Source organism: Parasynechococcus sp., assembly GCF_045559935.1.
Classification (GTDB): domain Bacteria; phylum Cyanobacteriota; class Cyanobacteriia; order PCC-6307; family Cyanobiaceae; genus Parasynechococcus.
Window position 1 is genome coordinate 1 of sequence record NZ_JBJLJL010000005.1, and the last position, 22,906, is coordinate 22,906.

At 65.6% G+C, this 22,906-nt stretch carries 27 protein-coding genes; 12 read left to right on the forward strand and 15 right to left on the reverse strand.

What is annotated here, in order from left to right:
* Positions 1-165, forward strand: a 165-nt coding sequence (locus tag ACJ0G7_RS02270; protein WP_407395106.1) for a glycerol-3-phosphate acyltransferase, incomplete at its 5' end; no start/stop codon positions are given.
* The gene (locus tag ACJ0G7_RS02275; protein ID WP_407395054.1) at positions 96-332 is read left to right on the forward strand and encodes a hypothetical protein; all 237 of its coding nucleotides are present in this window, start codon (positions 96-98) and stop codon (positions 330-332) included. The genes ACJ0G7_RS02270 and ACJ0G7_RS02275, both read left to right, overlap by 70 nt.
* Here ACJ0G7_RS02275 and pyrF read toward each other — a convergent pair.
* Positions 316-1,047: an orotidine-5'-phosphate decarboxylase gene (gene pyrF, locus ACJ0G7_RS02280; protein ID WP_407395107.1), complete on the reverse strand. Its 732-nt coding sequence runs from the start codon at positions 1,045-1,047 to the stop codon at positions 316-318. The two genes, ACJ0G7_RS02275 and pyrF, sit on opposite strands and share 17 nt — an antisense overlap.
* Positions 1,048-1,182: 135 nt before the next feature.
* On the opposite strand from pyrF, the gene ACJ0G7_RS02285 reads away from it, so the two are divergent.
* A complete protein-coding gene (locus ACJ0G7_RS02285; RefSeq protein WP_407395056.1) occupies positions 1,183-2,121 on the forward strand; it encodes a helix-turn-helix domain-containing protein in 939 nt (312 codons plus the stop codon).
* A 3-nt stretch (positions 2,122-2,124) separates the two neighbouring features.
* On the opposite strand, the gene tyrS is transcribed toward ACJ0G7_RS02285, so the two are convergent.
* Both tyrS and ACJ0G7_RS02295 read right to left on the reverse strand, forming a co-directional pair.
* The gene (gene tyrS, locus ACJ0G7_RS02290) at positions 2,125-3,372 is read right to left on the reverse strand and encodes a tyrosine--tRNA ligase (protein ID WP_407395057.1); all 1,248 of its coding nucleotides are present in this window, start codon (positions 3,370-3,372) and stop codon (positions 2,125-2,127) included.
* 81 nt (positions 3,373-3,453) lie between these two features.
* A complete protein-coding gene (locus ACJ0G7_RS02295; RefSeq protein ID WP_043692536.1) occupies positions 3,454-3,783 on the reverse strand; it encodes a DUF1825 family protein in 330 nt (109 codons plus the stop codon).
* Between the two features lie 136 nt (positions 3,784-3,919).
* On the opposite strand from ACJ0G7_RS02295, the gene ACJ0G7_RS02300 reads away from it, so the two are divergent.
* The 7 genes from ACJ0G7_RS02300 (at position 3,920) to ACJ0G7_RS02330 (ending at position 8,499) form a co-directional block, all read left to right on the forward strand.
* The gene (locus tag ACJ0G7_RS02300) at positions 3,920-4,621 is read left to right on the forward strand and encodes a LuxR C-terminal-related transcriptional regulator (RefSeq protein WP_407395059.1); all 702 of its coding nucleotides are present in this window, start codon (positions 3,920-3,922) and stop codon (positions 4,619-4,621) included.
* A complete protein-coding gene (locus tag ACJ0G7_RS02305) occupies positions 4,621-4,968 on the forward strand; it encodes a hypothetical protein (protein WP_407395061.1) in 348 nt (115 codons plus the stop codon). The genes ACJ0G7_RS02300 and ACJ0G7_RS02305 overlap by 1 nt, the downstream gene beginning before the upstream one ends.
* A 54-nt stretch (positions 4,969-5,022) precedes the next feature.
* Positions 5,023-5,571, forward strand: coding sequence for a hypothetical protein (locus ACJ0G7_RS02310; protein WP_043692539.1), 549 nt, complete (start codon positions 5,023-5,025; stop codon positions 5,569-5,571).
* On the forward strand, positions 5,571-6,146 hold the full coding sequence (locus ACJ0G7_RS02315) for a hypothetical protein (RefSeq protein ID WP_043692542.1): 576 nt from the start codon (positions 5,571-5,573) through the stop codon (positions 6,144-6,146). Before ACJ0G7_RS02310 ends, ACJ0G7_RS02315 begins: the two co-directional genes overlap by 1 nt.
* Before the next feature lie 4 nt (positions 6,147-6,150).
* Entirely contained in the window at positions 6,151-6,633 is a 483-nt protein-coding gene (locus tag ACJ0G7_RS02320) for a hypothetical protein (protein WP_052378179.1), read from the forward strand.
* A gap of 147 nt (positions 6,634-6,780) precedes the next feature.
* Positions 6,781-8,256 (forward strand): leucyl aminopeptidase, encoded by a 1,476-nt coding sequence (locus tag ACJ0G7_RS02325; RefSeq protein WP_407395064.1) that lies wholly within the window; start codon positions 6,781-6,783, stop codon positions 8,254-8,256.
* Positions 8,257-8,259: 3 nt separating this feature from the next.
* A complete protein-coding gene (locus ACJ0G7_RS02330; protein WP_043692549.1) occupies positions 8,260-8,499 on the forward strand; it encodes a hypothetical protein in 240 nt (79 codons plus the stop codon).
* Positions 8,500-8,521: 22 nt separating this feature from the next.
* Here ACJ0G7_RS02330 and ACJ0G7_RS02335 read toward each other — a convergent pair whose 3' ends face one another.
* From ACJ0G7_RS02335 to ACJ0G7_RS02375, 9 genes are all read right to left on the reverse strand, one after another.
* Positions 8,522-8,713 (reverse strand): hypothetical protein, encoded by a 192-nt coding sequence (locus tag ACJ0G7_RS02335; RefSeq protein WP_043696880.1) that lies wholly within the window; start codon positions 8,711-8,713, stop codon positions 8,522-8,524.
* A gap of 151 nt (positions 8,714-8,864) precedes the next feature.
* Positions 8,865-9,503, reverse strand: coding sequence for a peptide-methionine (S)-S-oxide reductase MsrA (gene msrA / locus ACJ0G7_RS02340; RefSeq protein ID WP_043692551.1), 639 nt, complete (start codon positions 9,501-9,503; stop codon positions 8,865-8,867).
* Positions 9,500-10,681 (reverse strand): lipid-A-disaccharide synthase, encoded by a 1,182-nt coding sequence (gene lpxB, locus ACJ0G7_RS02345; protein ID WP_407395067.1) that lies wholly within the window; start codon positions 10,679-10,681, stop codon positions 9,500-9,502. The genes msrA and lpxB overlap by 4 nt, the downstream gene beginning before the upstream one ends.
* Positions 10,681-11,505, reverse strand: coding sequence for an acyl-ACP--UDP-N-acetylglucosamine O-acyltransferase (gene lpxA, locus ACJ0G7_RS02350; protein ID WP_407395069.1), 825 nt, complete (start codon positions 11,503-11,505; stop codon positions 10,681-10,683). The genes lpxB and lpxA overlap by 1 nt, the downstream gene beginning before the upstream one ends.
* 5 nt (positions 11,506-11,510) lie before the next feature.
* Positions 11,511-11,966, reverse strand: a complete 456-nt coding sequence (gene fabZ, locus ACJ0G7_RS02355) for a 3-hydroxyacyl-ACP dehydratase FabZ (protein WP_043692560.1) — start codon at positions 11,964-11,966, stop codon at positions 11,511-11,513.
* A complete protein-coding gene (lpxC, locus tag ACJ0G7_RS02360; RefSeq protein WP_043692563.1) occupies positions 11,963-12,787 on the reverse strand; it encodes a UDP-3-O-acyl-N-acetylglucosamine deacetylase in 825 nt (274 codons plus the stop codon). The genes fabZ and lpxC overlap by 4 nt, the downstream gene beginning before the upstream one ends.
* Positions 12,787-14,976 (reverse strand): BamA/TamA family outer membrane protein, encoded by a 2,190-nt coding sequence (locus ACJ0G7_RS02365; RefSeq protein WP_043692566.1) that lies wholly within the window; start codon positions 14,974-14,976, stop codon positions 12,787-12,789. The genes lpxC and ACJ0G7_RS02365 overlap by 1 nt, the downstream gene beginning before the upstream one ends.
* Before the next feature lie 43 nt (positions 14,977-15,019).
* The gene (gene purC, locus ACJ0G7_RS02370; protein WP_407395070.1) at positions 15,020-15,772 is read right to left on the reverse strand and encodes a phosphoribosylaminoimidazolesuccinocarboxamide synthase; all 753 of its coding nucleotides are present in this window, start codon (positions 15,770-15,772) and stop codon (positions 15,020-15,022) included.
* Positions 15,769-16,638 carry a hypothetical protein gene (locus tag ACJ0G7_RS02375; protein ID WP_407395072.1) on the reverse strand — a complete coding sequence of 290 codons (870 nt, stop codon included), beginning with the start codon at positions 16,636-16,638 and terminating at the stop codon, positions 15,769-15,771. The genes purC and ACJ0G7_RS02375 overlap by 4 nt, the downstream gene beginning before the upstream one ends.
* A gap of 57 nt (positions 16,639-16,695) precedes the next feature.
* Between ACJ0G7_RS02375 and purD the strand changes: the two genes are divergently transcribed.
* Both purD and ACJ0G7_RS02385 read left to right on the forward strand, forming a co-directional pair.
* Positions 16,696-18,003, forward strand: a complete 1,308-nt coding sequence (gene purD, locus ACJ0G7_RS02380; RefSeq protein ID WP_407395074.1) for a phosphoribosylamine--glycine ligase — start codon at positions 16,696-16,698, stop codon at positions 18,001-18,003.
* Positions 18,000-20,051 (forward strand): ATP-binding protein, encoded by a 2,052-nt coding sequence (locus ACJ0G7_RS02385; protein ID WP_043692574.1) that lies wholly within the window; start codon positions 18,000-18,002, stop codon positions 20,049-20,051. The genes purD and ACJ0G7_RS02385 overlap by 4 nt, the downstream gene beginning before the upstream one ends.
* Here the strand turns inward: ACJ0G7_RS02385 and kaiC are convergent.
* The 3 genes from kaiC to ACJ0G7_RS02400 form a co-directional block, all read right to left on the reverse strand.
* Positions 20,048-21,586, reverse strand: a complete 1,539-nt coding sequence (kaiC, locus tag ACJ0G7_RS02390; RefSeq protein ID WP_043692575.1) for a circadian clock protein KaiC — start codon at positions 21,584-21,586, stop codon at positions 20,048-20,050. The two genes, ACJ0G7_RS02385 and kaiC, sit on opposite strands and share 4 nt — an antisense overlap.
* A 65-nt stretch (positions 21,587-21,651) precedes the next feature.
* Positions 21,652-22,014, reverse strand: a complete 363-nt coding sequence (gene kaiB / locus ACJ0G7_RS02395) for a circadian clock protein KaiB (protein WP_043692576.1) — start codon at positions 22,012-22,014, stop codon at positions 21,652-21,654.
* A complete protein-coding gene (locus ACJ0G7_RS02400) occupies positions 22,011-22,889 on the reverse strand; it encodes a circadian clock protein KaiA (protein ID WP_043692577.1) in 879 nt (292 codons plus the stop codon). The genes kaiB and ACJ0G7_RS02400 overlap by 4 nt, the downstream gene beginning before the upstream one ends.
* Positions 22,890-22,906: the final 17 nt, after the last annotated feature.

Sequence of the window (22,906 nt, forward strand, 5' to 3'; positions counted from 1 at the left end):
GTGGTGGCCGCCCTCGGGCTGCCGCTGCTGATGCTGGCAGCCGGCCAGAGCAGCGCCTACGTGGTGGTGTCGTTGGTGGCCAGCCTGATGGTGCTGTGGCGGCACCGCAGCAACATCCAACGGCTGATCGCCGGCACAGAACCACGCATCGGGCAGAAATCCTGATCGCTGGAGCCGATCACGGTGCCCTGATCGAACTCGGCCTCGACTACACCACCTTCAACTTCACCGACACCTCCATGGGCGTCTACGCCCGCAGCGGAGTGGTGCTCTGGGGTGGTGATCGCGGCACCTCCTGGCAGGTGCAGGGCGGACTCAACTTCCGGTTCTGAGTTCAGCGCAGCAGGCGGCAAACGCAGCGCTGGGATCATCCGCCCTGGTGATCGGCCGCCCGATCACCAGCTGGCTCGCCCCAGCAGCCATCGCCTCCGCCGGCCCCATCACCCGGGCCTGGTCGCCCACCGCCGCTCCTTTGGGGCGGATCCCCGGCGTCACCAAGGCAAACGGCACGGGGTGCTGGGCCCGCAGCGCCGCGGCCTCCAGCGGTGAACACACACAGCCGCCGATGCCGGCATTCGCCGACAGCTGCGCCAACGCCGGCACCCGTTCGCCGATGCCCTGAGCAATGGCGAGTTCCCGTTGCAGTCGCTGCTCCTCCCAACTGGTGAGCACCGTCACCGCCAGCAGAGTGGGGGTGGGTTGACCGGCACGTTGCGCACCTTCCACCGCCGCGGCCTGGGCCGCCTTGAGCGCTTCGCTGCCGGCGCAGGCATGCACCGTGATCAGCTCCGCCCCCAGCGCCGCCGCCCGCCGGCAGGCCCCGGCCATCGTGGCCGGGATGTCGTGAAATTTGAGATCCAGAAACACCCGCAACCCCTGCTCGCGCAACCGGGCCACCACCTCAGGCCCCGCCTGCACGAACAGCTCCAGGCCCACCTTCACCCAGCGCAACCCCTCCACCTGAGCCGCAAAGGCCAGGGCCTGCTCCGGATCCATGCCATCGAGGGCCACGATGATCCGATCAGCGGGATCGCCAGAGCCACCCATCAGCGACAACGCAGGTCCATCCACCGCACTTCAGCCCTTGCCTTGATCCTGGCAAAGGGCCGATGACACTTCCATGACACGCATCAATCCATTCCTTAAGGAATGAATAAAGTCGAGTGCTGAAACCCGCAGCAGGTGAATCCACAACAACGATTCAGCTTTCGCTCCGCAGGCGAACTGGTCGACATCGTCAAGCGATTCGGCATTCACTGGCAGGTGGCCCAGATCAGCAGGGGGCCTCTGTTGGGCACCGTGTCGCTGCAGCGCCGCAGCGACATCGCCGTGCTGCAGCTCAGCACCAACCAGATCATCACGGTGTTGGGGGCCAGACCCAGTTCCATCACCTGCATCGCCCTCGAACGCACCAACCATCTGAGCGATCACGCCATCCGCGGCGAAGCCGTCACACCGTTCGCCATTCACGGCTTCACGCCCTCGATCACCGAAAGCTTCTTCAAGATCTCGGCAGGGGCCGAGATGACCATCCTGATGATGGGCCTGGAGCGATTCCTCAAACTGATCGCACTGGACTCCGCCAGCCGCCTGCCGGACACGATCAACAGCAACAACTCGCTCACCCTGCTGCCGGAGCAGTTCCAGCGGCTGATGAACCTGCTGGATCCCAACCAGGAGCTGCCGCCCGCTGATCTGCTGGATGCGCTGCTGGTGGAGTGCTTCAGCCGCGATGCTCACTTTCAAAGCCAGGGCGTGACGCTGTCCACCCGTGCTGCCCTGATGCGCGATCTGCTGGCGTGGGGCCTCGAGCATTCCGACACACCGATCAGCCTTGATCAGCTCACCAGCACCCTGTTCGCCTCACGTTCGTCGATCATTCAGGCCTGTCGTGAAACCTTCGGCGTCGGCCCGACGACCCTGCTCAAGCAGATCCGACTGCACGAGGTGCATCAGACCCTGCGCGATCCGCGCCGCCGCACCCACCTCAACGGCCAAGCCTCCGTTGGCACCATCGCCGGACTGCATGGCTTCAAGAGCCCGAACCACTTCGCCCGCGATTACCGCCTGATGTTCGGAGAGCTCCCCCGCAAGACCCTGCAGCGCGCACGCGCAGCCTGATCCTCAGCCCACCAGGCGACGGAACGTCTTCTTGCCCAGCTGCAGCACCTTGCCCTCCAGGTCCGCTGCGGCGGTGAACTCCTGGTTGGGATCGGTGATCTTCTCTCCCTCCAGCCGCACGGCACCACCCTTGATCTGACGCCGCGCGTCGCTGCTGCTGGCACAGATGCCTACGGCACTGAGCAGGTAGAAGGCCTTGGCCGGGAAATTCACCTCCGCCAGCGACGCCTCCGGCACCTCCGCCGCCGCGTCACCAGCTCCCCCCACCAGGGTGGCGGCATCGGTCTGGGCTTTCTCGGCCACGGCCAACCCATGGCGGCTGGCGGTGACCGCCAGGGCCATCGCCTTCTGCTTCTCGCGCGGATTCTCCGGCAACGTCGCCAGATCCAGATCCGTCAGCAACGTCACGTAGTCGTTGATCGCCGCATCGCCGACTTTCTCGAGCTTGGAGTACATCGACAGGGGATCCTCCTCCAGACCCACCGTGTTGCCGAGGCTCTTGCTCATCTTCTGCACCCCGTCCAGACCCACCAGGATCGGCAGCAGCAGCCCGAACTGGGTTCCCTTGCCGAAATGGCGCTGCAGGTCGCGGCCCATGGCCACGTTGAACTTCTGATCGGTGCCCCCCAGCTCCACATCGGCATTCACCGCCACCGAGTCGTACCCCTGCAGCAGCGGATAGAGAAATTCATGCAGCGCGATCGGTGTGCCGCTGCCGTAGCGCTTGGAGAAGTCGTCCTTGGCCAGCATCTGCCCCACCGTTCCGGTGCCCAGCAGTCCGATCACCGCCGGCAGATCCATCCCCTCCAGCCATTCGCTGTTGTATCGCACCTCGAGGCGTCCGGGGGTCTCGAAATCGAGCAGCGCCGTTTCCTTGGGCTGGTCCTGCCCCAGCTGACGCAGATAGGTGGAGGCGTTGGCGGCTACATCCGCCTTGCTCAGCTGCACCCGGGTGCTGCTCTTACCGGTGGGATCGCCGATGCGGGCGGTGAAGTCACCGATGATCAGCACCGCCGTATGGCCTGCGTCCTGAAACGCCCGCAGCTTGCGGAACAGAATGCTGTGCCCCAGATGGATGTTGCTGCCGGTGGGGTCGATGCCCAGCTTCACCCGCAGCGGCCGACCCTCGCGCTCGGCTGCGGCGAGCCTGGCCTCCAGGGCCTGGTCGGCATCCTTGGGATCCCCCGCCGGGAACAGATCGGCCATGCCGCGCGCCAGCCAGCTCGGCAGGGACGGGGTGGACTCCGGCATGGGGCGCTGAGGGCGTGCGCTGGCGATCGTACGGGTGCTGCGCCGCTGGCCTCAGCTGGGGCTGTTTCAGCTGGGGCTGTTTCAGCTGGAGGGCGGCAATTCGATCTGAGCCTTCATCCGCTCCAGCGTGGTGTGCATCTGCTCGAACATCTGCTCGGGGGTGATGCCGAACTGGCTCAGCTGCGTGCGCAGCTGCTCCACGGTGAGCTTCGCCTGGAAATCCTCCGACAACTCAAACCGCTTCATGAACACCCGGTAGCGCTCCATCAACTCCTCCATGGTGTCGATGAACTTCTTCTTGCCCTCGCGATCGAACTTGCCGTAATCACTGCCCAGCTGCATCAGCTGCTGGTAATCGCCGAACAGCCGCTTGGCCTCGTCCTGGACGATGTCGGAATCGAAGAAAGCCATCCCCGCAGATTTCATTCTTTAGAGGAGAATTCTGCAGACTTCCGGCAGTCCGTGGCAGTTCGGTTTCACTCCATGGGCAGGTTGCAGAAAGTGCGCATCGCCCCACGTTGTGAATCTCACCGGCCAGCTGCCGCTCATGCGTGAGCACCTTCACCGCAGTCGCCCTGTCCTGCGCCGACGGCGCACGGTGATCGCCAGCGCTGATCGGGTGCTGATCGCCGGTCTGGTGCATCTGTTTGATGACATTGGCCCGCTGGTGGGGGCCACCACCAGCGAACAGGACGCCCTCGCCTGCCTCGACAGCAGCCAGGCCGATCTGCTGATCTGCAGCGATCTGCTCGAGAGCGGCAGCGGGCCATCGCTGGTCGCAGCCGCCAAGACCCTCCAGCCGGAGCTGCACTGCCTGATGCTGATTCAACGCCCGTTGCTCAGCACGATCGAGGCGGCGATCGCCGCGGGCTGCAACGGACTCTGCAGCCGCGAACTGGTGGGCAACGGCCATCTGCTGCGCAGTGTGCAGGCGATGGAAAGCGACGGCATGGTGATCGATCCCACCATCAGCGGCGTGCTGCGCCACAGCCGCCTCAGCCGCGGCACCCCCAGCTCCCTCTCCGATCAGCTGAGTGTGCGCGAAGAGGATGTGCTGCGCGGTCTCTGCCGCGGCCTCACCAACCAGGAGATCGCCGAGCAGCTGCACCTCGCGATCGACACGGTGAAGCATGTGGTGAGTGCGGTGCTGCGCAAGCTCGACGCCCGCGATCGCACCCAGGCGGTGCTGATCGCCTTCCGCAATGATCTGGTGGACCTGCCCACCCCGATGCCCCGCTGGAGCTCCTGATGCGCTGCACAGCTTTTCGGTTCACAGCTCTTCCGTTCACAGCCATCGGTCTGCTGACCGCCCTGGCCATCGCCGGGCTGGCGGGCGGTTCCGTCAGGGCCCAGCAGCCGGATGCCACCACCATCTCCGTCGCCGTCGCCCAGGGCAATGCCCACTGCCTGATCAAGACCGGCACGATGAAACCGGAGAAAGCCCAGTCCATCGCCGATGGGTTCCTGGCTCAGCAACAGATCAGTCCTCAGGCCAGTGACGCGGTCAAGAACACCGCTGGCTTCAGCGATCTGATGAACGCCTACATCGCCGACCAGGGCGGATGCTCGGCGCTGGTGGAGGCTCTGCAGCGGTGACGACCGCATGGGCGCTGGTTAAGGTCGGCGCACGTCTCGAGTCCGAACGGCCCGATGCCCCGCAGCCACTGGTTGGATCCACTGGCGAGGAAGGTGCTGCAGGCCACCGGTCAGTTGCCCGCCAAGCCGCCTGCGGCCCCGCCTCCTGCTCCGGCCTGGACCATGGATGTGAACCGGGCCAGCCGCGAGGAGTGGCGTCAGCTGCCTGGCTGTCCTGAGGACACCGCCGATCTGCTGGTGCGTCTGCAGCGGGGCGGCGTTCAGTTCAGCGCCGCAGCCGATCTGTTTCAGCTGCTCGAACTTCCCGATGAGCTGCGCAGGCTCTGGGAGCCCCACCTGATCTTCCGCTGGCATGGCGACGCTCCGCCCCAGCCCGCAGCCGCCCCACTGGATCTGAACAACGCATCAACCGAGGAACTTCACAGCCTCCACTGGCCCGAGCAACGTCTGCAGGGCCTGCTGCGGGAGCGCCGCCGCGCCGGTTTCCGCGATCTGGCCGATCTGCAGGAGCGCCTCTGCCTTCCCGCCAGCGCTGTGGAAGCCCTGATCGGACGGGTTTGCTTCACGGCGCGCCGGTCCGGCCCCTCCCTGCCCCTCAACTGATGCAGGGGGATCTGTTTGCCACCACCGCCCTCGGCGGTTCTGGCCCCGATCCGGATCTGCCTCTTCAGCAGGATCAACTGCTGCGCTGGCAGCAGCAGTTGCACGCCCATCAGGCCCCCCTGTTCCGTGGGGAGCCGGCAGCGGCCGGGCAGGTGAGCCTGTTCCCGGACGCCCCCGCAGACAACGCCGCCGCCTTCGATCCGCTGGCCCTCACACCGCTGCCGCTGAGTTTCTGGCGCTGGCCGGTCAGCCCCCATCAGGGGGCTGCGATCTATCTGGTGCTCGACCGTCCCGCCAACCTTGAGCAGCCGCTCCTGCTTTACGTGGGCGAAACGATGGCAGCCGATCGCCGCTGGAAGGGGGAGCACGACTGCAAGGCCTACCTGGCCGCCTACGGCGAAGCTCTCCAGCGCTGTTCGCTCAGCCCCTGCCTCAGCATCCGATTCAGCAGCGATGTGCCCCGCAGCACCCGGGCCCGTCGCGCCCTCGAGCAGCAACTGATCCAGCGCTGGCTTCCCCCGTTCAACAAGGAGACCCGCCAGCGCTGGAGCACCCCCTTCACCGCAGAGGTCTGAACGGATGCGCCGCTGTGATCGCCTGATGCGGGCCCTGATCCCGCTCACGGGCCTGCTGCTGCTGCCGTTTCACGCGATCGCCCATGCCGCGACGATCGACGCGCTGCTGCAGACCCTGCAACGGCACGGCTTCCGCATCGAACAGCGCCATCCCCCGAACCGGACGGCCTACGGGCAGTTCATCGCCGCACGCAAACTGCTGCTGATCTCACCGCTGGCGACTGAACTCGGCGTCGCCCGGGCGGTGCTGCTTCATGAAGCTGTTCATGCCGCCCAGAGCTGTCCCAGCGGCCAGCTGCGACCCCTCGGGCTGACCCTCTCGGCAGCACCGGCCGTGGAAAGCAGAATTCGCTACCTGCTGACGCATCACTACGCCCAGAGTCAGGTGGTGCTCGAGGAAGAGGCCTTTCAGGTGCAGGCCCAGCCGAATGCCGTGGCGTTGATCATCGACGCTCTCAATCGCCGCTGTCAGGGTCCCGGGGGGTAGAGGATCACCCACACCAGCGGCGTCACCCCGATCAGCGCCGCAAGGGCGAGCAAGGCCACATTGGCGATCACATCAGCAGCCCACCTGTTGAAACGGTACCGGCATAAAGGGGATCGCTACGATCAATCTTTGTGCAGCGGGCGATTGATGCGGCTCTCCCTCTCTTCCTCCGGCCTGAAGAACTGGGACGGAGATGTGCTTGTGGTGGGTCTGCTGAAGGAGGAGTCGGAACCGCATCGCGCCGAACTGAGTGAACGCTTTCCAGGGCTGGAAGCGGTGCTGGAGCAGCAGGCGTTCCAGGCCAAGCCCTCCGATCAGGTGGTGCTGCATCCCCTGCAGGAGGGCGGCCCGAGCCGACTGATCGTGCTCGGACTGGGAGAAGCCGCCGCCCTCAGCCTCGATGGTCTGCGAGCAGCGGCAGCCCGGGCGGCCAAGGCCTCCATCGGCTGCAGCGGCAGCCTCGGCCTGCTGCTGCCCTGGGGGGATCTGGAGGCGGAAGCGGTCGCGCAGGCCACCGCCGAAGCTGTGCTGCTCGCCAGCTACAAGGATCAGCGCTTTCGCAAGGACCCGGAACCACGCCGTGTGCCGGAAGCCCTCGAGTTGCTTGGTCTGCCGGAGCAAGCCGCCTCGGGGCTGACACCGGTGGCAGCCAACTGCGCCGGGGTGGATCTGGCCCGTCAGCTGGTGGCTGCCCCCCCGAATGTGGTCACCCCGGCCGCCCTGGCGGACACCGCAGCGGAACTGGCCCGTGACTACGGGCTCGAACTCACCGTGCTGGAGCGGGCCGACTGCGAAGCCCGCGGCATGGGTGCCTTCCTGGCGGTGAGTCAGGGCTCCGATCTGCCCCCCAAATTCCTGCATCTGATCTACCGGCCCGCCGGTGAGGTGAAACGCCGGCTGGCCCTGGTGGGCAAGGGGCTCACCTTCGATTCCGGTGGATACAACCTCAAGGTGGGGGCGGCCCAGATCGACATGATGAAGTTCGACATGGGTGGCAGCGCCGCCGTGCTGGGCGCGATGCGCAGCATCGCCGAACGCAAGCCCGAGGGCGTGGAGGTGCACATGATCGTGGCCTCCTGCGAAAACATGGTGAACGGCTCGGCGGTGCATCCGGGCGACATCGTCACCGCGGCTGACGGCACCACGATCGAGATCAACAACACCGATGCCGAGGGGCGCCTCACCCTGGCCGATGCCCTGCTCTACGCCTGCGAGCAGCAGCCTGATGCCGTGGTGGACCTGGCCACCCTCACCGGCGCCTGCGTGATCGCCTTGGGCGATGAGATGGCGGGCCTGTGGAGCAACGACGATGATCTGGCGACAGCGCTTGACACCGCTGCCGGCACGGCTGGGGAAGGCCTCTGGCGCATGCCGCTGCGCAAGTCCTACAAGGACGGGCTCAAATCGCTGCTGGCCGACACCAAGAACACCGGTCCCCGTCCGGGAGGCTCGATCACCGCTGCCCTGTTCCTGCAGGAATTCGTGGCCAGCGGCACCGCCTGGGCCCACATCGACATCGCTGGTCCGGTGTGGAGTGACAAGGGCCGTGGACTCGATCCGGCCGGCGCCACCGGCTATGGGGTGCGCACGTTGGTCAACTGGGTCTGTCAGCAAGCCGCCTGATCGATGAGCAGCTCCCCCACCCGCTGGTACCTCAAGGCCCAGATCGGCGTGCTGCTGCTCCCTGTCGGCCTCTGCCTGTTCGGGGAGGCGGTCAGCCGCCGGGTCGTTCAGCTGCTGGGGCAGGACGGTGGCCCCTGGTTCTGGACGGGCACCCTCAGCCTGATCTGCATCAACGCCGGCATCGGCCTGATGATCGACAGCGGCATGAGTCGGGGTTTTCCAGGCCGGCAGCGCTCCTCCTGATCGGACGTCAGCGCCCTACCGCTCAGGATGCGATGGCATGGAAGCGGGAGGCTTTGCCGGCCCGCTCGGGGGTTTCCAGCGCGTGAATCTGCCAACGGGCACGCTCGGAGCATGTCTGGAGCACACGCTCGAGATCGTCGGACGCGTGCTTCGGTGACGGGTAGGGACCGATATGGCGAGTCCCCAAACCATCCTTAATGGTCAGCAGATACATACATCTTCCCCCCATCTCGATACAGATGGTACGCATGCCGGATGATGACACAACCCCCCCAGAACCCTTCTGTTCACTGAGAACTTCCTGAAACGACCGCCGCCGGTCTCTTAATCTTTTTCTCAGGTTGATGATCGGCTTCTTAAGGATTTCATTCGGAATTCCGTTGCGATCGCCACGGAACTCCACTGCGGGCCGCGCTGTTCCAGACCGCATCCAGGCGACGGTCCCGGCCGCAGCTGAGGCGATAGAAGTTGTACTTCAACGCATTGTTTTCGGCGTAGTTCTGGTGGTAGCCCTCCCCAGGCCAGAAGCGGGCTGCGTCACGCAGCTCCACCTTCAGGGCCGATCGGGGCTGCCCCAGTTCCCGCGCTGCGGCCTGGGCACTGGCTTCGGCCTCCTGAGCCTGTGCCGCATCGGCGGTGAAGATCACCGGCCGGTAGGAATCGCCGCGATCGCAGAACTGACCGCCCCCGTCCAGCGGATCCACGTTGCGCCAGTAACTGCGTAGCAAGGTGCTGTAGCTGATCCTGGCCGGATCAAAACGCACCTCCACCACCTCCTGATGGCCTGTGGTTTCGCTGCTCACCTGGCGGTAGGTCGGTTGGTCCACGTGGCCACCGCTGTAACCGCTGGTGGCCTCCACCACCCCCGGCAGATGCTCAAGATCGTGCTCCAGGCACCAGAAGCAGCCACCGGCCAGCACCGCGGTCTCGATCTCCGCCGCCACAGCTGCCGACGGCGCGATCGCCAGCAGCAGCACAAGAACCAACGCCAGCATCCGTTTCATTCGCTCACCTGATCCAGGATCGCCCGCGCCGCCCGGTCCGTGACGCCCGGCTGGCCCAGCGTGGTGCGCAGCCGTTGATAGCCATCCAGCATCCGCTGGCGCTCAGCCCCGCCCTCCAGCAGGGGCAGCGCCTGGGCCACCAGGGCTTCGGCACTGAGTTCGTCCTGAAGCAGCTCCGGCACCAGCCGCTCCTTCAGCAGCAGATTCACCGGGGAGATGTGGTCCACCTGGAAGCGCAGCAGGTGCCGGGCCACGAACGCCGTCATGCGGCTGACGCGGTAACCCACCACCTGAGGAACCCCCATCAGGGCCAGTTCCAGATTCACCGTTCCGGATTTGCCCAGAGCCAGATCCGCTGCCGCTCCGAGGGTCGTCTTCAGAGCGTCCGCCTCCTTAGCCGCGATCACCCGACCGCGGCGCACTCCCGCCTGCTCCAGGGCCTCGGCCAGGGGCTGCTCGAAGCGGTCCAGTCCTGCCGGCACCAACACCTGAAGCGAGGGATCACGCTGTTGCAGCAGCGCCGCCGCCCGGGCCAGGTGCGGCATCAGATAGCGCAGTTCCTGGGGCCGGGAGGCGGGCAGCAGCAGCAGAACCGACCCCTGCGGATCCAGCCCGAGCCGCTGGCGGGCCTCGAAGCGACTGGGCAGGTTCGTGACACTGTCCAGCAGCGGATGGCCCACCCAGGTGACCTCGGCGCCGCGGGCCGCATAGAACTCCGCCTCCGCCGGAAAGATCGAGAGGATGCGATCGGTGAAACCCAGCAGCTCGGTGGTGCTGCCGTCACCGAAGCGCCAGGCCCACTCCTGCGGGGCGATGTAATAAATGATGGGCAGGTCAGGATGCTGATGCCGCAGCTTGCGACCCAGGCGCACGTTGGCGCCCACGTAGTCGATCAGCACCACAGCATCGAGCGGGCGATCCTGCAGCAACCGGTCCACCCGCGCCTGCAGCTGCAGGGTCGGCAGGATCAGGGGCACGGCCTCCCACAGCCCGATCGCACCCATCGGCGCCGTGTCCGCCAGCAGCTCCGCTCCGGCGGCCTGCATCCGCGATCCCCCCAGGGCCAGCAGCTCCAGGGGCAGGCCCCGCCGCTCGGCCTCCCGCTTCAGCGCAGCGATGAGCAGGCTGCCCTGCAGATCACCGGAAACCTCTCCGGTGCTGATCAGCAGTCGCACCATCAGCGCGTTGTCAGGGCGGGCATCGGTCCCCGACGACCTCGACCGATCGACGCTTCCAGGAAGCTGCAGAGATGCTCCGCGGCAGGCAACAGGGTGTGGGTCCGGGCCTGCTTCAGCCCCTCGGCGATCACCAGGTCCGATCGGTAGATCAGGGTCCAGATCTCCTGCAGCTGCCGGAATTCCTGACCGTCGTGAAGATCAGCCAGTCCTCTGCGGCGCAGACCCACCTTGTTGAGCCCCCGCACCCGGCCGGGGTGCCCCTCCACCAGGCAGTACGGCGGCACATCGCGATCAACCCGGGTCATGCCACCCACCATCGCCATCCCGCCGATGTGCACGAACTGATGGATGCCGAGGCAGCCGCCGATCACCGCCCGGTCTTCGATGATCACGTGCCCGGCCACCTGGATGGCGTTGGACATCACGATGCTGTTGCCCAGCTCGCAGTTGTGCCCGAGATGGCAGTACGCCATCAGCAGGTTGCGATCACCGATGCGGGTGCATTCCCCTTCATCGGTGGCGCGGTTGATCGTGACGCACTCGCGGATCGTGTTGCCGTCTCCGATCACCACCTCGGTGGGGGCGCCGCGATACTTGAGGTCCTGCGGCTCCTGGCCGAGGCAGGCCCCGGGGAAGATGCGGTTGTCGCGGCCGAGGGTCAGCCGACCCTCCAGCACCACATTCGGACCGATCCAGCAGTTCTCGCCGATCTGCACGTCCGGTCCCACCACCGCACCGGGTCCGATCACCACGCCACTGGCCAGCTCCGCCTTGGGATCGACCACTGCCTGGGGATGAATCTGCACCGACCGGGTTTCGTTCATCTCTCTCAGTCCACCAGGGAGAACATCAGCTCACCGGCGCAGACCCGTTCACCCTCCACCGTCGCCTCGGCCTTCACCTTGCCGAAGCGCTTGCGTTTGAGGCTGAGAAGTTCGCAGTGAATCAACAGCTGATCGCCAGGCACCACAGGGCGGCGGAAGCGTACCCCGTCAATGCCGGCGAACACGAACAGGCCCTTGGGCAGATCGGGCATCTGGGTGACGATCAACCCACCCACCTGAGCCATCGCCTCAACGATCAGCACCCCCGGCATCAGGGGCCGCTCCGGGAAATGCCCCTGAAACTGCGGCTCATTGAGCGTCACGTTCTTGATCGCCGTCGCTGAAACACCCGGTTCATGGGCGATCACCCGATCCACCAGTGCAAAGGGGTAACGGTGCGGCAGCAGCCCGGCGATCTGCTCACTGCTGAGCACGACGGCGGAGGTGGGGGAATCAGTCACAGGGCAGCGGCGAGCTCGGTATGGAGCCCGTGAGAGCCCCGGTAGACCAGCACCTGTGCCTGTGGGAAGCCCACCAGGGCCAGATCGCCGATCAGGTCCAAGAGCTTATGGCGCACCGGTTCATCCTCGAACCGCAGCGGTGGATTCAGCCAGTGATCGCCATCGCAGACGAGGGCATTGTCGAGGGCCCCACCCTGAATCAGGCCAGCAGCCCGCAGCTGCTCCACCTGGTCTCGGAAGCCGAAGGTGCGGGCCGGGGCGATCTCCTCCACGAAGCGTTGCGGCGTCAGCTCGATCGCCAGTTGCTGCCGGCCGATGGCGGGTTGAGGAAAGTCGATCATGCCCACGAGGCTGAACCGCTCCGCCGGCGTGGCCGTGATCACGCTGCTGCCGCGATGGCGCACCAGAGGGGCGTCGAGAGTCGGGGCAGCCGGGCGTGGGGTGGCCGCGGGTTGCAAGCCGGCTTCGGCGATCGCCTCCACCCAGTTCAGAGCTGAACCATCCAGCAGCGGCACCTCCTCGCCGTTCACGCGGATCTCCACATGGCTGAGGCCGCAGCCGGCCAGGGCCGCCAGCAGGTGCTCAACCGTGGCCACACGCCGCTCGCCGAGCACCAGGGTGGTGCACAGCGGACTGTCGAGCACCTGATCCGGACGCAGACGGATCGGCTCATCGCCGTCCACACTCAGATGGAATCCAGGCCGTTCACTGGGACGCAGCTCCACGACGCTGTCTCCGCCGCTGTGCAGACCGATGCCTGAACGACCGGTCTCAGCAGCGAGGGTCCAGGCTCCCGTGTAGTCCTGCGGCCAGTTGGTCACTAGAACTTCCAGCCGACTCCGAGATTGAAACGCCAGTCGCCGGTGAAGTCCTTGCTGGCCACCTCCATCCGCAGGGGGCCCACCGGTGTCTTGACGATCACGCCCGTGCCCACCGAAACACCCGAACCGTCCTTGCCCAGCAGCAGTCCGGGCTTGCCGGGAACGCTGCTCTGGGTGTCGAAGTCGGTGCCGGCGTCCACGAACACCTCACCCTGGAAGATGCTGATGATCGGGAAGCGGTACTCGAGGGTGACTTCCCCGAAGGCTTTGGAGACGGCCAGATCACAGTCGTACCAACCGCGGATCGAGTTCGATCCGCCCATGCAGAAGGCTTCGTAGGCGGGCGCTTCACCAAGGATCTTGCCCCCCTTCACCTGGAAACCGATCGCCTGCGGGCAGTCGGCCTGCTCACCGGGCTTGGGACGGCAACCCTTGTGCAGCTTCAGCCAGTTCACCGGGAAGAAGCGGGTATAGCTGCCCCGAAGCCGGTTGAAGGTGGGGGAGTCTTCATTGACACCGATGAACTGTTCGGTGCTGAGGGTGAAGAAGCTGCCCTCGGTTGGATTGCGGGCGTCGTTGAGGTTGTTGTAGGTGGTGGCCAGGCGCAGGCCCACCAGATCATTGGAATCAGCGCAGTTGAAACCAACGCAGATGATGTCCTTGTTCTTGACCTTTCCGTTCTTGAAGTTGCTGGTCGACACGCCGTAAGGGCGGGACTCTCCGGCGAAATTGATCGGCCGCACATTGGCGATGGACAGTCCGGCCAGGGCACGCCATGGGGTCGACTTGAAGGGATCTCCGCCGTTCAGCGGACGGCTGAAGGAGAAGCTGCCGCCGATCCGCCGCAGGGCGACCGCATCACCTTCGTAATCGAACCAGCTGCGGTCGGGGAACTCCTTCTCAGCCTTGTTGACCGAGTTGAACGTGTCGTCCGCCGGATTGTTGTCCTGGTTGATGTTGTACGCGTACTTGTTTCCGTTATCGGCGTAACCGTCAACGGTGCGAATGTTGCCGCTGTCCTCGCTCTGGAACACCTGGGGCACCTGCTGACTGATGAACAGTGAGCCGCGGAAGGAGGTGCGGTGGCTGTCGCCGTAGATCCAGGGGTCGGTGAAGTTGACGTTGGCCAGTGCCCCGTACTGGCCGTAGGTGACATTCAGGCCCAGATTCCAGGCTCGGCCCAGCAGGTTGGTGTCCTGCAGCTGCACCTGACCGAACACACCCTGGCTCTGGCTGTAGCCGAGACCGCCGGAGACCTGGCCGGTGGACTGCTCGACAATGCCGAGCACGATGACGACGTCGCCGGGCTGCTCTGGCACAGGACGCAGAGACACCTTGATGTCACTGAACAGCTGGGTGCCGTAGAGGCGTTTGATGTCCTTCTCCAGCAGGTTGCGGTTGAAGGGGTCTCCCGGCTTGATCGAGATCTCCCGCGTGACCACCCAGTCCTTGGTCTTGCCGCCGATCGGGTTGCCGTTCTCGTCGGTGGTTTCGCCTTCCTTGTTGACGAACTCCACCTCGATGCCGGCCACCTCGCCCTGGGTGAGCTTCAGCGTCACTTCGCCTTCGGGACTCACCCGCTCCGGACCGGAGATACGGGCCAGGGAGTAGCCCTGATCGGAGAACCATTTCTGGAGCTCCTTCATCCGCTTCTGCAGATCGTTGAGGTTCAGCGTGCGGCCGTAATCGGCCCCGAAGGTGTCCTCGATCTGCGACTCCGGCAGGCCCTCGAAGTCGGGCGACAGCACCACGCTGCTGAGGGTGGGGAAGGGCTCCACCTGCACGACCACCCGAACACCCAGAGGGCTGTTCTCCGGGGTGATTCGAACATCGGAGAACCAGCCCGTCGCCTGCACCGCATTCAGGTCGCGCTGCAGTTCAGCGCGGGTGACGCGACGTCCGGGACGCACCTGCATCGCCTCGTAGGCCTCCACCTGCAGGCGTTCTTCCTCCGGATGCTCGCTGAGGCCGACGATCAGCACCTCGGAGATCAGCACCCGTGGCTCCTCGATCACCGTCGTCTCTTCAACCTCCACGGAGGTGACGGGATCCTCGGCGACAGGCACGGACTCCTCAACCGGAGTCTCCTGGGCCTGCAGAGGGGCCGACAGCAGCGGCAGCAACAGGGCCAATCCCACCACACCCTTCCGGACGGAAACCGAGGAGTGGCGGGGGAGGCGTCGGATCATCGAGGCGGGTTCCGGGCTGGAGCCACAAAAACGTCCGCCGAACTTACATGCAGTTGCGGGGGTCGGCGCAGGAGGCTTGGACCCGTTTGAGGACCTCCCCGTAGGCCTCCATCACACCGCCGAGGTCCTGTCGGAATCGATCCTTGTCGAGGATGCGGTCCTGGGCATCGCTGCTGCGTCGGTCCCAGAGCCGGCAGGTGTCAGGGCTGATCTCATCCGCCAGCAGCAGCTGACCCGCAGCGTTGAAGCCCAGCTCCAGCTTGAAGTCCACCAGCTGCAGATCCAAATCGGCGAACAACGGCTGGAGCACATCGTTCACACGGCGCGCGAGTTGTTCGATCGCTGACAGTTGCTCGGGTTCAACCACCCCCAGCAGTCGCACCCGGGCTTCGCTGAGCAACGGATCCCCGAGGCCATCGTCCTTGTAGTAGAGGTCGAGCAGGGCTGGATCGATCACCGTGCCCTCGGCGATCGGGGTCTCACGGCAGAGGGAGCCGGTGGCGATGTTGCGCAGCACCACCTCCAGCGGAATGATCGCGACCCGCTGGACCACCATCCAGGTGTCTGAGGCCAGACCCAGGTAATGGGTGGGGATGCCTTCGGCTTCCAGTCGCTCGAACAGCCGGGCTGAAATCTGACAGTTCAGTCGGCCCTTGTCCGCAAGCTGGGCCCGCTTCTGAGCATTGAAGGCGGTGGCATCGTTCTTGAACTCCACCAGCACCCGGTCCGGCTGGGAGGCCGCATACACCCGCTTTGCCTTGCCCTCATAGAGCAGATCTCCGTGATCAGGGGTCATGGCGCGGGGGCATCGCTGGTGTCTCCTACCGCAGCATGACCACCGCTCCGGCGGCGCCAATAGCCCTCGTGGTCATCCAACCGTGCCGTCAGCTGTTCCAGCCGCTGACGGGGACGGGCTCCATCCCCACCACCCGCCAGCTGCAGCCTCAGTTGCAACTGCAGCAGCTCCACCGCCAGGCTCCAGGCCTCCTCCGTGGCGGCCAGTTCGATCGCCTGCTCCAGCAGCTGGTCGGCCTGGCTGGCCTCCTCCTCCAGCGACTCCGTTTCCGCCAGCAACTCCGCTGCGCGGGCCAGCCGCCGTGCTCCGGCCAAACCTGTGCTGCTGCCGCTGAGCAGCACATCCACCGCCGCCTGCGGACGTCCGGACGCCGCTTCATGCTCAGCCAGTTGCACCAGGCCATTGCCGCCGGGAAGCGTCTCGCGTTCCAGAGCAGCCAGGTCTCCCTTCACCAGCCGCCGCAGTGCCAGCGCCGCCTGGCGGTGATCCAGCGCGGCCGAGGCCGCCTGCCAGCGCAGCAGCAGCCAGGGTCGCCATTCGTCTCCCTGGCCAGGGCTGTAGCGGTTGAGCACCACCCCGGCGCTCTGCGGCGAACGGCAGGTCATCAGGGCCCCGGCATTGGCCAGCACCAGCTCCAGCGTCTCGGGCGTGGGATGCAGCACGAGCAGTCGGTCGCGCAGCTGCTGCAGCCGTTGGTCGAGGCCGAAATCCAGGGCATCACGACAGGCCTGCTCCAGAGCGATCAGATCCCCCTCCAGCAGCAGCTGTTGAAACTCCGGCTCCGCCATCGGAGCGGCAGGCGCCGCCGGAACAGCAGGCACGGCCGCCATCAGCGTCAGAACCAGCGGCAGAGCGGGCATCCCCATGGCGGGCTGCGGTTTACAAAGGAAACCTACGAGGCCCTTCTCGTCCCCCCAGCGCCCATGGCCATGTCGACAGCCCGTCCCAGCACACTCCCCGAGCTGCAGCGCCTGCTCGTTGTCGGTGGAGGCGGTCGGGAACACGCGCTCGCCTGGGCCCTGGGGCGTTGCCCGGGCATCGAGACGGTCTGGGTCAGCCCCGGCAACGGCGGCAGCGGCCCCCATCAGGCGGCGGTGGCCGAAGACGACGCGGAGGGGTTGATCCACCACTGCCGGGAGCAGGCGATCGATCTGGTGGTGGTGGGGCCGGAGGCACCGCTGGCGGCCGGTGTCGCCGATGCCCTGCGGGCAGCCGGTCTGGCGGTGTTCGGTCCCGGGGCCGACGGCGCCCTGCTGGAGGCGAGCAAGGCGTGGGCCAAACAGCTGATGCAGGACGCGGGCGTCCCCACCGCCGGCCACTGGGCGGTGGACAGCGAAGCGCAGGCCCTCGCGGTGCTGGAACAGGTGAATCGTCCGCTGGTGGTGAAGGCCGATGGACTCGCCGCCGGCAAGGGCGTGACCGTGGCGGACACGGTGGCGGAGGCGGAGGCGGCGATCCGTGCGGCCTTCGCCGGCCGCTTCGGCAACGCCGGCTCCCATCTGGTGCTGGAAGAGCGGCTCAGCGGCCCGGAGGTGTCGGTGTTCGCTCTCAGCGATGGCGAGCGTCTGGTGCTGCTGCCGACGGCACAGGACCACAAACGGCTCGAGGAGGGAGACAAGGGGCCCAACACGGGCGGCATGGGGGCCTATGCACCGGCGCCGCTGCTGGATGCAACCGGCCTGGAGCAGGTGCGCCGCAGCGTGCTCGAGCCCACCCTCGCTGCCCTGCGCGCGCGCGGCATCGACTACCGCGGCGTCATCTACGCCGGACTGATGCTCACCGACGACGGACCGCAGGTGATCGAATTCAACTGCCGCTTCGGCGACCCCGAATGCCAGACGCTGATGCCGCTGCTGGGACCGGAGCTGGCTCGGGTGCTGCAGGCCTGCGCCCTCGGTCGTCTCGACCTGGCCCCCGAACTGAGCATCTCCGCCGCCTGCAGCGCCTGCGTCGTGGCTGCCGCTGCTGGTTATCCGGAGTCGCCACGCAAAGGCGACCCGATCCGGCTGAATCTGATCACCGATGAGCAGCGCCAGCTGTTTCATGCCGGCACCAGCCGCGACGCCGCCGGTGCCCTGCACAGCTCCGGCGGCCGGGTGCTGGCGGTGGTGGCCCAGGGCGACAGCTTCGATGCGGCCTTCGCGAAGGCCTACAGCGGGTTGGAGCAAGTGGACTTCGAGGGAATCACCTACCGTCGGGACATCGGTCATCAGGTGCGAACGGACGCATGAGCGACGGCAACGCAGCCATCGCGGACTGGGCCCTTCCCCCGTCAGGTGGGCCTCCCAAGGGTCCTGACACCTTCTGGCGGCGCATGTCCGACTGGTGGGATGAATTCAGCCTGCAGACCAAGCTGCTGGCGATCGCCACCCTGGTGGTGAGCCTGGTGATGACCGGCATCACCTTTCTGGCCCTCAACGGCATCCAGCGGGACGCCGTGATGAACGACACCCGCTACGCCCGCGATCTCGGTCTGCTGCTCGCCGGCAACGTCACCGAACTGGTGGCGCAGGAGCAGGACCGGGAACTCGCGAATGTCGCCGAGAAGTTCTGGCGGTCCAGCCGCAGCGTCCGCTACATCTTCTTCGCCGACCCTGATGGGGTCATCTACCTCGGCATTCCGATCAGTGCCACGCCCACCAGCGGGGAGGGGGAGCTCAGGCTGAGCCGTCGGCTGGAGTTGCCGGAGGAATTGCGCCGTCGCCCTCAGAACCCGCTGGTCAGGCAGCACCTCACCCCCCAGGGACGGGTGACCGATGTGTTCGTTCCGCTGATCCGCGACAACCACTACTACGGCGTGCTGGGGCTGGGCGTGAACCCCAACGAGACGGCCCTCGCCAGCGCGGCCCTCACCCGCGAAGTGACCGTGGCGGTGTTCATCTCCATCTGGGTGCTGGTGATCCTCGGGGCGGTGTTCAACGCCCTCACCATCACCCGCCCGGTGAAGGAGCTGCTGCGCGGCGTGCGCTCGGTGGCCGCCGGCAACTTCCAGGCCCGCATCGATCTGCCGGTGGCAGGCGAGCTGGGGGAACTGCTCACCGGATTCAATGCCATGGCCTCCCAGCTGGAGGCCTATGACGAAGCCAACATCGAAGAGCTCACAGCCGCTCAGGTGAAGCAGCAATCCCTGATCGCCACCATGGCGGATGGGGCCGTGCTGCTGGATGCCGCCGGCTGCATCGTGCTCGCCAATCCCACCGCCCGCCGCCTGTTCCGCTGGGAGGGCCGCAACCTGGAGAACCGGGAGCTGGTGGCGGAGCTTCCGGATCTTCTGGCGATCGAGCTGCATTCACCCCTCGATGCACTGCTCGCCGGCAACGTCGACAGCGAAGATCTGCGCTGCAGCGTCGGGGAGCCGGCCCGCACCCTGCGCATCGTGATGCAGGCCGTGCGCGATGCCAGCGGTGAAAGCCTCAAGGGCATCGCCGTCACCGTTCAGGATCTGACCCGCGAAGTGGAGCTGAACGCTGCTCAGAGTCGTTTCATCAGCAACGTCTCCCACGAACTGCGGACACCGCTGTTCAACATCAAGAGCTATGTGGAGACCCTGCATGACCTCGGCGATCAGCTGACTGAGGAGGAGAAAAAGGAATTCCTCGGTGTTGCCAATGCCGAGACCGATCGCCTCACCCGCCTCGTCAACGATGTGCTCGACCTCTCCCGTCTGGAATCGGGCCGGGCCATCCAACTCGAACCGGTGAACATCCGTCCGGCGATGGAGCAGACCCTGCGCACCTACCGGCTCAATGCCGACGACAAAGGCGTCAAGCTGGAGCTCGACGCCCGAGCCGACCTGCCGGAGGTGGTCGGGAACTGGGATCTGCTGCTTCAGGTGCTCGACAACCTGGTTGGCAACGCCCTGAAATTCAGCCGCAGCGGTGGTGTGCTGGCGATGCGCGCCTACCTATGGCCCGACACCTGTCAGGTGCGAGCGCTGAACGGCGTCACCGATGACGGGCCCACATGCCCGCTCAGTTCCCCACTGCCACGGCTGCGGGTGGAAGTGGCCGACACGGGCTGCGGCATCAGCGATGCCGACCAGGTGCGCATCTTCGATCGCTTCTTCCGGGTGGAGAACGCCGTTCACACAGAGGTGGGCACAGGGCTGGGGCTCTCGATCGTGCGCGGCATTCTCGAAAAGCACAGCGCCCGCGTGTTCATGGCCAGCGAGCTTGAGGTGGGCACCACCTTCTGGTTCGACCTGCCCCTGCAGCAGTCGGATCTCGACGAGCTCCAGCTGCAGGCCGATCGGCGCAGCAGCATGGAGCAGCTGGTCTAGTCCTCGCTGGAGACGCCGCGGGCGATGCGGGAGAGCTCACTGCGCTCATCGGTGCTCACCCGATGGGGGACACCCGAGATGATCCGCTCGAAGTTGGAGAAGGAATCCTTGATCTGCGGGCCGTTGCCTGTGATCACGAACTCGCGGATGCCCTTGTCGTGCCAGGAGCCGCGCATCTTGAACACGTTCAGGGCCCGGGCCATCTCACCGCGGATCTCCACGTACTGCAGCAGCAGGATCGTGTCGGTGATCGTGGAGATATGGGAGTCGGTGATCGAATGGCTTCCCATGAACTCCTCGGAGGTGTTCGTGAAGAAGCCGGCGATCTCCTCCTGCTTGGCGTAACCGGTCACGCCGATCACGAACTGGCGGAAGGCGTTGTGGCTGACACCGCGAGCCAGAGCGGAGAGCGAATCGATCGCCATCCGAGAGGGCTTGAACTGGCTGATCTCGGTCTTGATGATCTGGAGGTGATCCTCCAGGCCCGTGGATTCGGGATAGGCGCAGATGATCTTGAGCAGACCGTCCTGCTCCATCTGCTCGAAGTCGATGCCCCAGCTGGTGCCGTTACGCAGCAGCTGAGCCCGGGATTCCTCGTAGGCGAACAGGATCGCCCGCTCCTTGTTCCGGCAGGCATCCTCGATGAATTTCGAGACCAGCAGCGTCTTGCCGGTCCCCGTGGCACCGGTGGCGAGGATGATCGAATCCTTGAAGAAGCCGCCGCCGCACATGTCGTCGAGCCGCGGCACCCCGGAACTGACCCGCACGTTCGAGGAGCGCTGGGTGAGCCGCATCGCCCCGAGCGGGAAGACGCTGATGCCATGGGTCCCCATCGTGAAGGGGAATTCACCCTTCATATGGGTGGTACCGCGGAGTTTGAGGATCTCCACCGTGCGCCGCCGCCGCTCACCCTCCAGCACGTTGCGCAGGATCACCACATTGTCGGAGACGAATTCCTCGACCCCGTAGCGGGCGATCGGGCCGTATTCATCGATCCGTTCGGTGGTCATCACCGTGGTGACGCCGATCTCCTTGAGTCGTGCGATCAGCCGGAAGATCTCACGACGCACGACGAACACAGCGTCGTACTGCTGGAACACAGCCGTGATCGAATCGATCGCCACCCGCTTCGCCTTGTACTTGCGGATGGCGTAGTTGATCCGTTCGATCAGACCGGAGAGGTCGAAGCTGCCCGCCACATCCTGACCATCGGGGTCGGGGGAGGCATCGAGGATGAACAGCTTGTCCTGCTCCACCATCTCCTGCAGGTTCCAGCCGAAGCTGGCCGCGTTGCGCAGGATGTCGAGGGGCGACTCCTCGAAGGTGACGAAAATGCCGGGCTCGTCAAAGTGCTTGACGCCGTTGTGCAGGAAATGGAGCGAGAAAACGGTCTTGCCGGTACCGGAGGTGCCGCTGATCAGCGTGCTGCGTCCGATGGGGAGACCGCCCTGGCAGACATCATCGAAGCCCTCGATCCCTGTCGGGAGCTTCTGAACCTGCATCTGAGTCGAGCCGCTGGCTGGAGGGAACTGCATGGCTGGGACTTATGAACAGAACGTAGTGAGATCCAACCGGCGAAGGCGAGTGATCACCATCTCGCTTAAGAATCCACGCCGGATGTGACGTCGTTCTCATCGACGGTGTCGATCAATCCGGACCCGAGCGCGTTGTCGGTGAGCTCGTCGTACAGAAGATCGAGTCCGATCAGAACCCGCTCCCGGTCGGAGAGGTCACCGATGATGCGACGCACCGGTGGCGGCAGGATCTTCGACAGCGTTGGTGTGGCGAGGATCTTGTCCTCCTCCGCCAGCTGCGGATTCTTCAGCACATCAATCACCTTCAGGGCATAGACACCGCGGAATTCCGTTTCGAGGATGTTGCGCAGCGTCTTGAGCGCCCGCATCGAATTGGGCGTGTTGCCGGCGACATAGAGCTTGAGGATGTAGGTCTTGCGGGGACTCATGTCGACACCTCCGGCGCCTCAGGGAGATCAGGCTCCCGACGGAAGCGGGAGGATCCCGTACCGCTGAGAGGGATGTCCGGCGGGATGGAGCGCCGATACATCTCACAGAGATGGGCCATCACATCCAGAAGCGCAAGGCGGTAATCCTGTAGAAAGTCGTTCTTGTGGCCTTCCAGCCGCAGCTGTTTCCAGAACTCATCAATCAGATCCACGTGGATCTCCACCGTGCGGGTGATCGGCAGATCAATGAAGAACGCGGTGTTCACAAAGCTTTCCAAGGCCTGGTTGGCGGCTGCCGGATCGCTGAAGTAGCTGATCAGCAGATCCCGGTAGGTGCGTTGCAGCGACTCCAGCAGCTCATGCCGTTCGTCCGGCGGCAGGCTGCCGAGGAAGCGGGCAGGATCCCGCTTGTAGAAGACCCCCAGATAGCCGAGCCGCTCCTGCAGGCGACGGGACAGCGTTCCCACCGCCCGTGAAGCCGCCTCATCGGGCCGGCCATCCACCCGCGCCTGGCGCAGATAGCGGGAGATGGCGGCATCGATGTTGTAACCGAGCTGCGCCAGCTGATCACTGGCCAGATGCAGCTCCTCGGAGTGGTAATCCACACCCCCCTTCAACTCACCCACCACCACGGCGGGGAACAGCAGCCCCGTGCTCATCAGCTGGTCCCGGGTATCGGGATCGAGCAGCTGCTGCTCCACCACCACGGCATCAATCGCTTCCCGTTGCTGCTCGAGTCGGGAGACCAGATCGGCCTCGCCCTCCATCGGCAGCACCATCAACTCGTAACGGTTGCTGGGAAGCCACTGCCGACAGACATCGACCAGTTCCGAGGTCTTCAGAAGCAGTGCGATGGTGAGGGCCGGCCCGGCCATTCGTCGTCAGGATCATT

What these genes read in the sequence shown, in the direction of transcription:
- kaiC (WP_043692575.1), bottom strand. Translation starts at nt 21,586, where the DNA reads ATGCAGTTCCCTCCAGCCAGCGGCTCGACTCAGATGCAGGTTCAGAAG.
- ACJ0G7_RS02315 (WP_043692542.1), top strand. Translation starts at nt 5,571, where the DNA reads ATGCAGGGGGATCTGTTTGCCACCACCGCCCTCGGCGGTTCTGGCCCC.
- ACJ0G7_RS02325 (WP_407395064.1), top strand. Translation starts at nt 6,781, where the DNA reads ATGCGGCTCTCCCTCTCTTCCTCCGGCCTGAAGAACTGGGACGGAGAT.
- ACJ0G7_RS02375 (WP_407395072.1), bottom strand. Translation starts at nt 16,638, where the DNA reads ATGGGGATGCCCGCTCTGCCGCTGGTTCTGACGCTGATGGCGGCCGTG.
- tyrS (WP_407395057.1), bottom strand. Translation starts at nt 3,372, where the DNA reads ATGCCGGAGTCCACCCCGTCCCTGCCGAGCTGGCTGGCGCGCGGCATG.
- ACJ0G7_RS02310 (WP_043692539.1), top strand. Translation starts at nt 5,023, where the DNA reads ATGCCCCGCAGCCACTGGTTGGATCCACTGGCGAGGAAGGTGCTGCAG.
- purD (WP_407395074.1), top strand. Translation starts at nt 16,696, where the DNA reads ATGGCCATGTCGACAGCCCGTCCCAGCACACTCCCCGAGCTGCAGCGC.
- ACJ0G7_RS02365 (WP_043692566.1), bottom strand. Translation starts at nt 14,976, where the DNA reads ATGATCCGACGCCTCCCCCGCCACTCCTCGGTTTCCGTCCGGAAGGGT.
- kaiB (WP_043692576.1), bottom strand. Translation starts at nt 22,014, where the DNA reads ATGAGTCCCCGCAAGACCTACATCCTCAAGCTCTATGTCGCCGGCAAC.
- pyrF (WP_407395107.1), bottom strand. Translation starts at nt 1,047, where the DNA reads ATGGGTGGCTCTGGCGATCCCGCTGATCGGATCATCGTGGCCCTCGAT.
- ACJ0G7_RS02305 (WP_407395061.1), top strand. Translation starts at nt 4,621, where the DNA reads ATGCGCTGCACAGCTTTTCGGTTCACAGCTCTTCCGTTCACAGCCATC.
- msrA (WP_043692551.1), bottom strand. Translation starts at nt 9,503, where the DNA reads ATGAAACGGATGCTGGCGTTGGTTCTTGTGCTGCTGCTGGCGATCGCG.
- ACJ0G7_RS02320 (WP_052378179.1), top strand. Translation starts at nt 6,151, where the DNA reads ATGCGCCGCTGTGATCGCCTGATGCGGGCCCTGATCCCGCTCACGGGC.
- ACJ0G7_RS02400 (WP_043692577.1), bottom strand. Translation starts at nt 22,889, where the DNA reads ATGGCCGGGCCGGCCCTCACCATCGCACTGCTTCTGAAGACCTCGGAA.
- ACJ0G7_RS02330 (WP_043692549.1), top strand. Translation starts at nt 8,260, where the DNA reads ATGAGCAGCTCCCCCACCCGCTGGTACCTCAAGGCCCAGATCGGCGTG.
- ACJ0G7_RS02295 (WP_043692536.1), bottom strand. Translation starts at nt 3,783, where the DNA reads ATGGCTTTCTTCGATTCCGACATCGTCCAGGACGAGGCCAAGCGGCTG.
- purC (WP_407395070.1), bottom strand. Translation starts at nt 15,772, where the DNA reads ATGACCCCTGATCACGGAGATCTGCTCTATGAGGGCAAGGCAAAGCGG.
- lpxB (WP_407395067.1), bottom strand. Translation starts at nt 10,681, where the DNA reads ATGGTGCGACTGCTGATCAGCACCGGAGAGGTTTCCGGTGATCTGCAG.
- ACJ0G7_RS02335 (WP_043696880.1), bottom strand. Translation starts at nt 8,713, where the DNA reads ATGTATCTGCTGACCATTAAGGATGGTTTGGGGACTCGCCATATCGGT.
- ACJ0G7_RS02300 (WP_407395059.1), top strand. Translation starts at nt 3,920, where the DNA reads ATGCGTGAGCACCTTCACCGCAGTCGCCCTGTCCTGCGCCGACGGCGC.
- ACJ0G7_RS02385 (WP_043692574.1), top strand. Translation starts at nt 18,000, where the DNA reads ATGAGCGACGGCAACGCAGCCATCGCGGACTGGGCCCTTCCCCCGTCA.
- lpxA (WP_407395069.1), bottom strand. Translation starts at nt 11,505, where the DNA reads ATGAACGAAACCCGGTCGGTGCAGATTCATCCCCAGGCAGTGGTCGAT.